This window comes from Sphingopyxis sp., assembly GCF_035565275.1.
In the GTDB taxonomy this organism is placed as follows: domain Bacteria; phylum Pseudomonadota; class Alphaproteobacteria; order Sphingomonadales; family Sphingomonadaceae; genus Sphingopyxis.
On record NZ_DATMST010000059.1, the window covers coordinates 1 to 12,771 of the forward strand.

General features: G+C 64.8%; 12 protein-coding genes and 1 tRNA gene. 6 read left to right on the forward strand and 7 right to left on the reverse strand.

Translation table 11 applies throughout. The annotated features are described in order from the left end of the window. Positions 1-123: 123 nt before the first annotated feature. Complete coding sequence (locus tag VN047_RS03900; protein WP_325540219.1) at positions 124-570, reverse strand: universal stress protein; 447 nt, start codon at positions 568-570, stop codon at positions 124-126. Positions 571-787: 217 nt separating this feature from the next. After that, positions 788-862, reverse strand: a tRNA-Gly gene (locus VN047_RS03905). 191 nt (positions 863-1,053) lie between these two features. On the opposite strand from VN047_RS03905, the gene VN047_RS03910 reads away from it, so the two are divergent. Both VN047_RS03910 and VN047_RS03915 read left to right on the forward strand, forming a co-directional pair. Beyond that, entirely contained in the window at positions 1,054-1,965 is a 912-nt protein-coding gene (locus VN047_RS03910; protein ID WP_325540221.1) for a tetratricopeptide repeat protein, read from the forward strand. Further along, positions 1,965-2,615, forward strand: coding sequence for an LON peptidase substrate-binding domain-containing protein (locus VN047_RS03915; protein WP_325540223.1), 651 nt, complete (start codon positions 1,965-1,967; stop codon positions 2,613-2,615). The genes VN047_RS03910 and VN047_RS03915 overlap by 1 nt, the downstream gene beginning before the upstream one ends. Before the next feature lie 6 nt (positions 2,616-2,621). On the opposite strand, the gene VN047_RS03920 is transcribed toward VN047_RS03915, so the two are convergent. Together VN047_RS03920 and VN047_RS03925 are read right to left on the reverse strand one after the other, a co-directional pair. Then, the gene (locus VN047_RS03920; protein ID WP_325540225.1) at positions 2,622-3,320 is read right to left on the reverse strand and encodes a sigma factor; all 699 of its coding nucleotides are present in this window, start codon (positions 3,318-3,320) and stop codon (positions 2,622-2,624) included. A 95-nt stretch (positions 3,321-3,415) separates the two neighbouring features. Continuing rightward, entirely contained in the window at positions 3,416-4,666 is a 1,251-nt protein-coding gene (locus VN047_RS03925; protein WP_325540227.1) for an FAD-dependent monooxygenase, read from the reverse strand. A gap of 124 nt (positions 4,667-4,790) precedes the next feature. Between VN047_RS03925 and VN047_RS03930 the strand changes: the two genes are divergently transcribed. The 4 genes from VN047_RS03930 to ribA all read left to right on the forward strand — a co-directional run bounded on the left by VN047_RS03930 (position 4,791) and on the right by ribA (position 10,084). Continuing rightward, positions 4,791-7,103 (forward strand): FtsK/SpoIIIE family DNA translocase, encoded by a 2,313-nt coding sequence (locus tag VN047_RS03930; protein WP_325540229.1) that lies wholly within the window; start codon positions 4,791-4,793, stop codon positions 7,101-7,103. A gap of 113 nt (positions 7,104-7,216) precedes the next feature. Beyond that, positions 7,217-7,867, forward strand: a complete 651-nt coding sequence (locus VN047_RS03935; protein ID WP_325540231.1) for an outer membrane lipoprotein carrier protein LolA — start codon at positions 7,217-7,219, stop codon at positions 7,865-7,867. A 370-nt stretch (positions 7,868-8,237) separates the two neighbouring features. After that, the gene (locus VN047_RS03940) at positions 8,238-9,032 is read left to right on the forward strand and encodes an exodeoxyribonuclease III (RefSeq protein ID WP_325540233.1); all 795 of its coding nucleotides are present in this window, start codon (positions 8,238-8,240) and stop codon (positions 9,030-9,032) included. Further along, complete coding sequence (gene ribA / locus VN047_RS03945; RefSeq protein ID WP_325540235.1) at positions 9,029-10,084, forward strand: GTP cyclohydrolase II; 1,056 nt, start codon at positions 9,029-9,031, stop codon at positions 10,082-10,084. The genes VN047_RS03940 and ribA overlap by 4 nt, the downstream gene beginning before the upstream one ends. Before the next feature lie 93 nt (positions 10,085-10,177). On the opposite strand, the gene VN047_RS03950 is transcribed toward ribA, so the two are convergent. From VN047_RS03950 to VN047_RS03960, 3 genes are all read right to left on the reverse strand, one after another. Continuing rightward, the gene (locus tag VN047_RS03950) at positions 10,178-10,984 is read right to left on the reverse strand and encodes a LytR/AlgR family response regulator transcription factor (RefSeq protein ID WP_037517222.1); all 807 of its coding nucleotides are present in this window, start codon (positions 10,982-10,984) and stop codon (positions 10,178-10,180) included. Then, positions 10,981-12,105, reverse strand: a complete 1,125-nt coding sequence (locus VN047_RS03955) for a sensor histidine kinase (protein ID WP_058539236.1) — start codon at positions 12,103-12,105, stop codon at positions 10,981-10,983. The genes VN047_RS03950 and VN047_RS03955 overlap by 4 nt, the downstream gene beginning before the upstream one ends. Positions 12,106-12,169: 64 nt before the next feature. Beyond that, positions 12,170-12,691, reverse strand: coding sequence for a winged helix-turn-helix transcriptional regulator (locus tag VN047_RS03960; RefSeq protein ID WP_037517228.1), 522 nt, complete (start codon positions 12,689-12,691; stop codon positions 12,170-12,172). Between the last annotated feature and the right edge of the window lie 80 nt (positions 12,692-12,771).

Consider the following 12,771-nt stretch of genomic DNA (forward strand, 5'->3'; position numbering starts at 1 on the left):
GCAGGATTAGAGCATTTTCCAGTCAGATGGCATCATCTGACGACTCGGAAAATGCGGGAAACAAAGGATAATTAGAGCATGATCCGATTCAGTCAGATCGGATCATGCTCTAACCGGCAGGTTCTATCGGACCACCAGCACCGGAACATGGCCGTGTGAAACGACCTCCCAGGTCTTGCTGCCGATGACAATGCGACCGATCCCGCGACGTCCGTGCGATCCCATTACGATCAGATCGCAACCGCGTGAGTTGGCCGCATCGACAATAGCCTCCGCAGGCTGTGCGTCAGCAATATACACGGTCTCCGCCTCGACGCCGGCGCTCCGGGCAGCTTGACCAGCCGCCGCCAGCAAGGCCTTTGCGGTCTCTTGCTGACCGGCCCCAAAGTCGGAGATTGTTGCCCCACTTGGAGCGAACCCGAAATTTGCGCCGGAGTAGATCGGGAATGGTTCGGTTACCGTCAGGATGGTAGCGCGCGCGTTCAAATCCCGCGCGAGCGAAAGCCCATGCTCCATACCCCGCTGACCCAACTCGGATCCATCGGTCGCGATCAGAATATGCTTGTACACGTCTCTCTCCCACTACGACTATCATGCAACATGTGGGCGGAACCGCTGTGAGTCCAGATCATGATCCAGGGAGTGGCATCACCGTTTCCAGCAGGAGCGGTAGCCAATTGACAGCAAACAAGGCCCGCCGCAGGCCGCTCGCACCCCGCGACGCTTTGCTTCCGGCGAACGATTAATCTGTTCCGGGCGAAAGCCGGTGATAATTTTTCTGGAAATCTGGAGCGGGCGAAGGGATTCGAACCCTCGACCCCAACCTTGGCAAGGTTGTGCTCTACCCCTGAGCTACGCCCGCTCTGGCGGCTGGCGACCGGGTGGGTGCCAGCGGGTGAGGCGGGCGATTAGCACCGGCTTTTTGACTCGGCAAGCCCTGTTTGCGTTTTTTGGCGAAGGGTTGGCATATCGGCCGAAATTCCCACATAAGCGGGGCAAGAGTCCTTTTCGCTGACGCGGAAATGGCGGAAAACCAGAAACAGGAGTATTTTCTTGGCCACTCTCGGTCTGAACCCGCAGGAAAAGGAAGCCGTCGAAGCCTTCCGTCGCGATGTCGTCGAACCGTCGATGTCGAGCCTCGTCATCCTCGATTTCTGGGCCGAATGGTGCGGTCCGTGCAAACAGCTCGGACCCGTGCTCGAAAAGGTTGCGGCCGATTATGCCGACAAGGGCGTCGTGCTGGCGAAGGTCGACGTCGATGCGAATCGGTTCATTGCCGGCCAGTTCCAGGTCCAGTCGATCCCCACGGTCTATGCGATCTTCCAAGGCCAGCCGGTCGCGAATCTCACCAATGCGCGCACCGAAAGCCAGTTGAAGACGATTCTGGACCAGCTACTCGCACAGCTGCCGATCGACAGCGCCGCGAAGGATCTGGCGATCGAGATCGCGCCTCTTATCGAAATGGGTGAAAGCGTGCTTGGCGAGGGAGATGGTCCGCGCGCGGCGAGCATCTTCGCCCAGATTCTCGACATGGCGCCCGACAATGCGGCGGCGCACGGCGGACTGATCCGCGCGCTGCTGCACGCGGGCGACATTGAAAGCGCACAGGCGGCACTCGACGCCGTGCCCGCCGAGATCGTCGACGACGTGGCGATCGCGCAGGCGAAAAGCGCGCTCGCGCTCGCCGCCGACGCGCCCGATGTGGGCGAGCTCGCCGCTTTCGAGGCTGCGGTCGCCGCGCGGCCCGACGATCATCAGGCGCGATTCGATCTGGCGAGCGCGCAGATCGGCGCGGGCCAGCGCGACGCTGGCGCCGACAATCTTCTCCATATCATCGCCGCCGATCGCGAATGGAACGATGACGCCGCGCGTGCCAAGCTCCTGTCGCTGTTCGAGGCCGTCGGGCTCGAGGATGCATGGGTCGCCGCGCAGCGCCGCCGCCTGTCGCTGATCCTGTTCGGCTGATGGGCCAAACCGCGCCTTTGACCATTCAGCGGATCGCGATTTTTCCGCTGACCGGCGCGGTGCTGTTTCCCGGCCTGCATCTGCCGTTGCATATTTTCGAGCCGCGCTATTCGGCGATGGTGCAGGAGGTGCTGGCGCGCGACCGGCAGATCGGGATGATCCAGCCGCGCCAGATAGCGGGCGAAGAGGATCGCGAGCCACCCGCGCTCTACGACGTCGGCTGCGTCGGCCGCATCGTCGACGTCGAGGCACTCGACGAAGGCCGCTTCAACCTCGTGCTCGAAGGAGTCGCCCGCTTCCGCGTCCGCCGCGAACTCGACGTCACGACGCCTTTCCGGCAGGTCGAGGCTGAGATCGAGGTCGAGGCCGAGAAGGACTCCGTGCTGTCGAGCATCGAGCGGGCGAGCCTCGAGCGCGAGGCGAAACGGTTCGCTCAGCGGCAGGGCTATGTCGTGGACTGGGAATCGGTCGGCCAGCTCGACGATGCGACGCTCGTCAACGGCATCGCGCAGGTCGCGCCATTCGATGCCGCGGCGAAACAGGCGCTGCTCGAAGCGACGCCGATCGACGCGCGCGCCGAACTGGTCGTCCAGCTGATGCAATTCTTCGGCCGTTTCGACGGCGACGACGGACGCGCGACGTTGCAATAAGCTTTGTCAGTGCAGCTTTCGTGATGCCGCGTGGCGAACGATGTCGGCGAGTGCGCGTCGCACGACGTGGCGCTCGCTTTCACGCAAGCGCTCCGCCACCTCGGTCACCAACAGATGGTCGCGGACCAGCGCCTGCTCGGCCGCAACGCGAATCTCGATCCGGTCATCGCCGCCGCGCGTCCTGCGCAACCCGGCGCGGCGGCGCGCGGCCCAGTCGCCGACCAGCCGGGCGGCCATGAGTTCGGCGAGATTGTCGGCGGCGCGCTGCTCGGTTGCGCTTTCGGCAGCGGGATCGACCAGCCAGTCGCCGGTGCCGTCCTCCTGCAGTGCGTCGAGCGACAGCGTGGCGGTGACATGCCGCCGCCCGGCGCAACGCTGGTCGCCGTGAAGGCGATGCCGCAGCGCCTGCAACTCGGCGCGGAATTGCCAGTTCACATAGGTGGTGAACCGCGCCCGCGCGGGATCGTAGCGTTCGGCGGCGCGGTGCAGCGCAATTGCGCAGACCTGTGCCGCATCCTCGGCGACGTCGGTCAGCCCGTAGCTGCGGGTGAAATAGCGGATGCGCGGCGCCGCCAGCGCCGCCAGCCGCATGAAGCTGCGATCGGCCTGTGCCCGTGTCCGCTGACCCGGTGCCGCGTCGAGCGCGGTTCGCGCCTGGATATACTCCGTCACCGCCATTTCGAGTGCATCGCTTTTTGCCGACATGGTCTGCCCCCTCCTGCCGCGGCCTGCGTAGCCGCGGCGACTGGGATAGGGCGCGATGCTTAGCGGCGGCCTGCCCGCCCCCTAAGTGGAAATACCTAGATCTCGGCGCCCGCGAGCAGCCGGGGCAGGTCGCCGGCTTCGCCGCGCGCCTCGTCCATGAAGAAGCGCTTGAGCATCGGCATCCGCTGCACCGCACCGAGCCCGGTACGGCGCACCGCGGCGGCGGTCCGCCCCGGAATGCCGAACAAGCGCGTCAAACCGTCGGTCGCGAGGCTGACCATCATATTGTCGAGCCCGCGCCAGCGCTGATAGCGTGCGAGCAACGCTGCGTCGCCAAGATCGAGCCCCAGCCGAGCGCCATCGACGAGCACTTCGGCTAGCGCCGCGACGTCGCGCAGACCCAGGTTGAGCCCCTGTCCCGCGATGGGGTGGATGCCATGCGCGGCATCCCCGACGAGTGCGATCCGGTCCGCAACGATCGATGCGCTGTGATGGAAGCCGAGCGGATAGGTCATCCGCGGAGCGACGAGTTCCATCGTCCCCAGCACGCCGCCGGCGCGCTTCTGCAATTCCGCGACGAAACCCCGGTCACCGAGCTTGGCGAAGCCGGGCCCATCCTTTTCGGAGACCGTCCATACGAACGCCGAGCGGTGCCGCCCCTGTTCGTCATCGACGAGCGGCAACAGCGCGAACGGCCCCGACGGATAGAATATTTCGTGCGCGACGCTACCGTGCGGCCGTTCATGCGCGACCGCGCCGATCATCGCATGATGATGGTACGACCAGCTGGCGATGCTGAACCCCGCCGCGTCGCGGGTCGGTGAACGCCGCCCTTCGGCGACGATCAGCACCGGCGCGGCAAGCCGCGTCCCGTCGGCGAGCGCCAGCGTGACGCCGTGGACATCGATGTCGCGGGATACCACCGTCGCCGGCATCAGCAGACGTACGAGCGGGGCATCGGCGAGCGCGGCGGCGAGCGTCAGGCGAAGCTGACGATTCTCGATCATCGTGCCGAGCGGCGGGTCGCCGTCGGCGGTGACGAAGTCGAGCTCGCCGTCGCTTCCGCTGTCGGGCGCGCCGTCGCCGACCCTGATGGCGCGGATCGGGCAGCCATGACCGGCAAGGCGATCGGCGATCCCCAATACTTCGAACATCTGCCATGTTGCGCTGGCGATAGCGGAAGCGCGGCCGTCGAAACCGGGCGCGATCGTCGCCACCGGGTCGGCCGGATCGACGATCTGGACCGACAGGCCATGATGGGCGAGGGCGAGGGCGAGGGTCTGGCCAACCAGGCCGCCCCCCGAGATCAGGACATCGCTGCGCAGCGTTTCGCTTGTTTCCCTCATGGCCGCAGCCCTAGCGTGCGGCAGGGCGGTTGGAAAGGCTGTGCCGCCGAAGGGGCCGTGCTTGACGGCGAGTCCGCCCCATGCGCATATCGCCGTGGTTAACTGACAGGGACCCGAAACGAGCATGGCTAGCCGCAAGGCCGCACCCGCAAAGGCCGATTGGCGTACCGTTTTCCGCCAAAGCATCGCGCGATCGCTCGTGATCGCCGCGGCGGCGGCGCTCGGCCTGTTCACGCTGTTCCTGACGCTTGCCTTCGTCACCTACGACGCGACCGATTCCGCCTTCAATACGGCGGCGGGGGGGAGCCCGACCAATTTGATGGGCGGCGCTGGCGCGCGCTTCGCCGATATGGGGCTGTTTATCGGCGGCGTACCGATCGTCCTTCTTCTTCCGCTGCTCGGGCTCTTTGCCTGGCGGCTGTGGACCGGCGCACCACAGCCTTACTGGCTTCGGCAGCTGATCTACGCCTTTTTCGGTATCCTGCTCGTCGGCCTCGGCGCGCAGCTGCTGATGCAGGACAGCAATGCGCAATTGCCCGCGGGCTGGGGCGGAATCATCGCGCTCATCATCGGCGGCGCGATCGACCCGCCGCTGACGCGTATCGGCGACCCCGCCGCCGCGCTCATCCGTATCGGCGCCATCCTGCTGCTCGCCGGGATTGGCCTGTGGCTCGCCTATCGTGCGCTGCGCCTCGAAAAGGGCTGGACGTCGCGCCTCAGGCTACCGTCTGCCGAGGGCGCGCGCGTCGTCGAGCCCGTCCGCGTGGCCAGCGAGAACGTCCAGGCGCCAAACCTGGTGGAGCGCGCCGCGCGCCCGCGCGCGATCGCCGAACCGAGCGACCGTGCGCCGCCCGAAATCGCCGATCCGGCAGAGCGTACCGCGCCGTCGAAACCCAAACCCAAGCCGCAGACCGAGCTGTTCACCAATTACCAGCTGCCCTCGATCGACTTGCTGGCACCGCCGCCACCGGGGCCCACGGGACAGATCGACAAGGCGGGTCTCGAACGCAACGCGCGCCTGCTCGAATCGGTGCTCGAGGATTTCCAGGTGAAGGGCGTCGTGACCGCGGTTCGCCCCGGCCCCGTCGTTACCATGTACGAACTCGAGCCCGCGCCGGGTACCAAGGCGAGCCGCGTGTCGAACCTCGCCGACGATATCGCGCGCAACATGTCGGCGCTGTCGGCGCGCATCGCGCCGATTCCCGGCCGCACCGTGATCGGCATCGAGTTGCCCAACGCGCACCGCGAATCGGTGGTGCTGCACGAAATCATCGGCAGCGCCCTGTTTCAGGACCAGACCGGCGCGCTGCCGATCATCCTCGGCAAGAATATCAGCGGCGACGCGATGATCGCCGACCTCGCCCCGATGCCGCACCTGCTGATCGCGGGTACGACGGGTTCGGGCAAGTCGGTCGGCCTCAACGCGATGATCCTGTCGCTTCTCTATCGCCTCGGTCCCGATCAGGTGAAGATGATCATGATCGATCCCAAGATGCTGGAACTCAGTGTCTATGACGATATCCCGCATCTGCTCGCCCCGGTGGTGACCGAACCCAAGAAGGCAATCCGCGCCCTCAAATGGGCGGTCGAACAGATGGAGGACCGCTACCGGATGATGTCGTCGCTGTCGGTGCGCAATCTCGCGAGCTACAACGACAAGGTCCGCGGCGCGCTTGCAAAGGGCAAATCCCTGGGGCGCCGGGTCCAGACGGGCTACGACCCCGACACCGGCCAGCCGGTCTATGAGGAAGAGACGCTCGACTATGCGCCGCTGCCGCAGATCGTCGTCGTCGTCGACGAGCTTGCCGACCTGATGATGACCGCTGGCAAGGAAGTCGAATTCCTGATCCAGCGGCTCGCGCAGAAAGCGCGCGCGGCGGGCATCCACCTGATCCTCGCGACGCAGCGTCCGTCGGTCGACGTCATCACCGGCGTGATCAAGGCGAACCTCCCGACCCGCATCAGCTTCAACGTCACCTCGAAAATCGATAGCCGCACGATCCTTGGCGAGGCGGGCGCCGAACAGCTGCTTGGCAAGGGCGATATGCTCTACGTTCCCGGTGGCAAGCAGATCACGCGCATCCACGGTCCGTTCGTGTCCGACGACGAGGTGCGCGCGGTCGCCGACCACTGGAAGGGTCAGGGCCGCCCCGACTATATCGAAAGCGTCACCGAAGATCCCGAGGACGGCGGATTTGCCATGGAAGGCGCCCCGGCCGGCGGCGACAGCGCCGAGGACCGCATGTATGCGAAAGCCTGCCAGATCGTGGTTGAAAGCCAGAAAGCGTCTACGAGCTGGCTGCAACGCCAGCTTCGTATCGGTTACAACAGCGCAGCGCGGCTTATCGAACGGATGGAGGATGAAGGGCTGGTCAGCCCGCCGAACCATGTCGGCCGCCGCGACGTGCTCACCGACCAATATGGCCAGCAACGCTAGGCGCGGAACCTTCGTGCGCTTCGGGCCTTGAACAAGGCCCAACAGCAGGTTCAGCGCGGGTTCAATGCCCACGTGCGATCGACCAGAGGATGTTTCGTGAGAATGAGAGCCCGATGACCTTGAACAAGCCCCTTACCCGTCTTGCTGCCTGGACCCTCGCGCCGGTGGCGGCCGCAAGCCTTGCGATTGGCGCTCCGGCTACCGCCCAGTCGTCGAGCGCGCTGGCGTCGGTGCAATCGCATCTGAAGTCGACGAGCTCGATGACCGCCGATTTCGTCCAGACCGACCGCAATGGCCAGCGGCTGAGCGGCCAGCTGACCCTGAAACGCCCGGGCAAGATCCGCTTCCAGTACCAGAAGGGCGTGCCGCTGCTGATCGTCGGCGACGGCAGTTCGCTGACGATGATCGACTATGAGGTGAAGCAGGTACAGCGCTGGCCGGTGAAGAATTCGCCGCTCGGCGCGTTGCTCGATCCCGACCGCGACCTGTCGAAATATGCCAGGGTTTTGCCGACCGGCAACGACGACGTGCTGAGCGTCGAGGTCAAGGATCCCAAGCGCCCCGAATATGGCACGATCACGATGGTGTTCGTCCGCGACGGATCGGCGCCCGCGGGCCTGCGCCTGCGCGGCTGGGTCGCGCTCGATTCGCAGAACAATCGCACGCGCATTGACCTCACCAACCAGAAATTCAACGTCGCGGTCGCCGATTCGGCGTTCAAATGGACCGATCCGCGTCCGAAGCAGCGCGGCCGCGCGGGCTGACAGCCCGCCTTGGCCTCCAAAATCGTGGCGCCGAATCCTGCAAGCGGATTCGGCGCCGTTTTTTTCCGGATCAACGGACGTCTCATATCGACGAACTGCAAGAATGGCGCCGGAGCGCGCATTTTGTTCAGCTTGGCGACAGGGAAGACCGGCTATTCCAACTCTCGAAGGCGCCACACGGCTCCGGGATTTGGGTTTCCCCCTGTTGCCCCACCCGGTCTGCCAGGCACCTTCATTCAAGAGCGTGACGAACGCTGACCTTGAACCCCCGTTCCACCGCCCCTGGGACGGGGGTTTAGTTTGTCCGGCGCTGTTTTGCCGCTGCCGCAATCGCATTGCGAACGAAGCCCCGCGCCGATAGAGCCACCGCATGACTCGCACCAGCATCGCTTCGTGGAACATCAACAGCGTTCGCGCCCGCATCGGCATCGTCGAAAAATTCCTGCGCGAAGAGGCTCCCGACGTTCTCTGCCTTCAGGAAACGAAGGTCGAATGCGGGCTGTTCCCGCCCGAGATGTTCAAGCGGCTGGGGTATGAGCATATCGTGACCAACGGGCAGCGCATGCATCATGGCGTCGCGATCGTCAGCAAGCTGCCGCTCGCCGATGTACGCAAATACGACTGGCAGGCGAATGGCGAGGCGCGCCATATCGGCGTCACGCTGCCGTCGGGCGTCCGGCTCGACAATGTCTATATCCCCGCCGGCGGCGACATTCCCGACCGCACCCTCAATCCCAAGTTCGGACAAAAGCTCGATTTCTTCGGTCGCATGACCGAATGGTCGGGCGCGCTGGTCGATACGCCGACGGTCCTGACGGGTGATTTCAACGTCGCACCGCTCGAAAGCGACGTGTGGAACCACAAGGCGCTGCTCGACGTCGTCAGCCATACGCCGATCGAGGTCGAAACACTCGCCCGGTTGCAGGCGGCGTCGAACTGGGTCGATCTCGGCCGCCATTTCATCGCGGCGCCGACCCCGCTCTACACCTGGTGGAGCTATCGCGCGAAGGACTGGGAGGCATCGAACCGCGGCCGCCGCCTCGACCATATGTGGGTGACGCCCGATCTGATGCCCAAGGCGGTATCGCACCGGACCGTCCAGCCGGCGCGAAGCTGGGAACGGCCGTCCGATCATATTCCGCTCGTCACCGAGTTCGATTTTTGACGAGCGCCGGCGCCCGTCAGGCAGCACGCGCGATCGACGCGCTGCGGCGCGGTTGGCCGTTTCGCGTGGTGGGTACCGACGGCGCGCTCGACCTGCTTGCGGTCGAAAGCGCGCGCGATGACGCGCTCGTCGAATTCGCCAGCCGCGACGTGCTGCTTTCGGGCGAGCGCGCAGTCACGCTCAAGCTCACCAATCAGCGCGTCGCCGCAACGCCGGGTCCGGTCCGGCTGGCGAACGCCGCCGATACCGTCACGGCCGCCCTCGCCATCGCCGATCCGGCGCTCGATCTGGCGAACCCGCTCAAGGGGCCCTTTCGTACCATCCCGACCAGCGGCGAAGCGGCCGCGACCGCCGCCATGACGATGGCGCGGCACGCCGGCCTGCTCCCCGCTTTCTTCGTGCGCGAAGCTACGGGAGAAGCCGAAACCATGTGCAGCGTCGACGATGTTGCAGCGCTGCTCGATCCCACGCGCCTCCAGGTCGCGGCACGCGCGCGCCTTCCCGTCGAAGCCAGCGAAAGCGCCGAGATCGTCGCCTTCCGTTCTCCCGAAGAGGCGTCGGATCATGTCGCGCTCGTCATCGGCAAGCGCGACGGCAATCCGCCCGTCGTTCGCCTCCACAGCGAATGCCTGACCGGCGACGTCCTCGGCAGCCTCAAATGCGATTGCGGGCCACAGCTCCATGCCGCGCTCCATGCGATGGCAGACGCGCCGTGGGGCGTGCTGCTTTACCTCAGGCAGGAAGGCCGCGGCATCGGCCTCGTCAACAAGCTGCGCGCCTATGCGCTGCAGGATCAGGGCTATGACACGGTCGACGCCAATCTGCGGCTCGGCTTCCCGGTCGAGGCGCGCGATTTCGCGATTGCCGGGCGGATGCTCGAATTGCTCAATATCCCCCGCATCCGGCTGATGACGAACAATCCGGAAAAGGTCGCGCGGCTCGAGAAGGAGGGCGTCGAGGTGGTCGAGCGCTTGCCCCTAGCGCTGCCGACGAACAAATATAACGAGCAATATCTGGCCACGAAACGCGATCGCACGGGGCACCAGCTTTAGCACGCGTCATCCCAGCGAAAGCTGGGATCTCCACCGTCTTGTCAGAACGATAGCGGCCCCAGCTTGCGCCGGGGCGACGCCATCGACGCCATCTTAGTGCACGAACCGCGCGACGACGTCGCGATAGCTACGGCTGACCTTTACCTGCGCACCCGAACCGAGCACGAGGAAGCATTCGCCGTTGGTGTGCGGCTTGACCTGCTTGACCTGCGACAGGTTGACGATCGTCGAGCGATGCACGCGCTGGAAATTGCGCGGGTCGAGCCGCTTTTCCAGATCCTTCATCGTTTCGCGCAGGATCAGGCTGTTGTCGGCGGTGTAGATGCACATATAATCGCCCGCGGCGTCGATGCGTTCGATGCTGTCGACGTCGACGCGGAAGATCTGGCCGCGATCCTTGATGTTGATCATCTTTTCATAGCGATCGGCGGCGTGCGTATCGGGGGCGACCTCGGCGTCATAATCCTCGACCGCTTCGGGCGCGACCTCGGCGAGCACGGTCTTGAGGCGCTCGACTTCGGCGACGCCGCGCTTTTCAGCGAGCCGCTGGCGGACGCGGTCGAGCGCATCGGCAAGCCGCTCAGGCTCGACCGGTTTGACGAGATAATCGACCGCCTGCGCCTCGAACGCGCGGATCGCGTGATCCGAATAGGCGGTGACGAACACCACCAGCGGCGGTTCGACCTCCATCAATCCCTGGATCACCGAAAAGCCGTCGAAACCCGGCATCTGGATGTCGAGGAAAACCAGGTCGGGCTTGTGGGTCTTGATCTTTCTGATGGCTTCGCGGCCATTTTGCGCGGTGTCGACGATTTCGACGTCCGTGTGCGGTTCTAGCCGCAGTTGCAGGCCTTGGGTGGCCAATTTTTCATCATCCACCAGGATGGTTCTGATCGTCATGTTCTCTCGGTTCCAATCGTCATTTGCCCATCGGGCTGGAACGGAAACTCGATAACCACCGTGAAGCCGCCCTCAGCGCCCACATGGACGTCGAACCGGTGCTGGTCGCCAAAAGCCTGCGCCAGCCGGTCCCTGATATTGGCTAAACCCACACCGGTCGATTCCGTTGCAATGCCTGTGGTGGGGTCCGTGCGCTCGGCTGACAATCCCGCGCCGGTGTCGGACACGGTAATCCGAACATTTTGACCGGCCAACTGTGCGGACAGCGTGATATCGGCGCCATCCTCCTGCGGCGTCACCGCATATTTGATCGCATTTTCGATGAGCGGCTGGAGCAGAAGCGAGGGCAATCGGGCCCGCGCGACGGCCGGATCGATCGCGAAATGCGGGCGCAGCCGGTCCTCGAAGCGCATTTTTTCGATTTCGAGGTAGAGTTTCAGCGTCTCGATCTCCTGCGCCAGCGTCACTTGCGCGGTCGGCTCGTTCGCGAGCGTGTAGCGCAGGAACGCCGACAGGCGCGACAGCATCGCGTTGGCGGGCTCGGCCTGTTTCAGCAGCACGAGGGTCGAAATGCTGTTCAGCGTGTTGAACAGGAAGTGCGGGTTGAGCTGGTATCGCAGCATCGCGAGCTGCGCCGACGCCGCCTGCGCCTCGAGGCGGATGACGCGGTCATTCTGCTCCTCGAGCTGGAGGAAATAGTTGATCGCGAAATAGAGCGCCGACCAGGCCGCGAGCGATGTCGCGTCGATATACATCGCGCCGAGGAGCAGGCTGGTGAAGCCCGCGTCGCTCGCCGGATTCTGGATCTGCGCGACCCACGCGTCGATAAAGGCCCAGAGCGCGGTCGCGATCCCCGCAAGCCCGAAACTGACGCCCCACATCAAGAGCGGACGGCGGTTGATCAGCGCGCGGTAACAGGCCGACAGGATCAGCGTCAGCGAAAAGCCGGTGATCGCCGAAATCGTCTGGGGAATGAGGAAGGTGAAGGCCTGGCCATTGGCAAGCCCCGACACCCCGCGCAGGCCTAGCCATGCGGCCCAGCCCAATATCTGCAGGTTCCAGAAGGCCCGGACCTTGTTGTCAAAGAAAGGGCCCGGCGAGGACAGTCGGAAAAGCGGCATGGGAGTCTGTGCGATGGCGATGGTCAGTCGCCGCGCGGGCGATATCGGAAACCGGCGCGGCCGATCATTCGGCGGCTACCGGCGCCAGTCCGCCGTCGCTGCGCACGCGGGCCTGACCAAGCGGCTGCAGTTCCGCGCGATGCTTCCACAGCAATTCCTTATACCCGATCACCCGGCCGTCGTGCGCGGTGAGCGTGACGGGGCCGATCGGTTGTTCGTCGCGCGCATCGACCAGCACCGGGGTCGACGGCACGCCCGCGCCCCATTTCTCACCCCATTGGCGCAGCGCAATCATCGCGGGGAGCAGTTCGATGCCCTTTTCGGTCAGTTGATACTGAACCTTGCGCCGGTCCTCGGCCATCACTTCGCGCGCCATGATCCCATGGTCGACCAGCCGCGACAGCCGGTTCGACAGGATGTTGCGCGCGATGTTCAGTTCCTGCTGGAACTCCTCGAAATGATGGACGCCGTTGAAGGCCGCGCGAAGGATCATGAACGACCATCGCTCGCCCATCGCTTCCAGCGCCAGCGGCAGGGCGCAATTGCCCCCGTCCATATCGTTCAGCAGTTCGCGTAATTTTCCCATGACCCAAGCCCTAACGTAAAATCGGCATATCCGTCAAAAAAATATAGGCGAGCAGGGCATCCGGCTCCGACCAGCCGGGC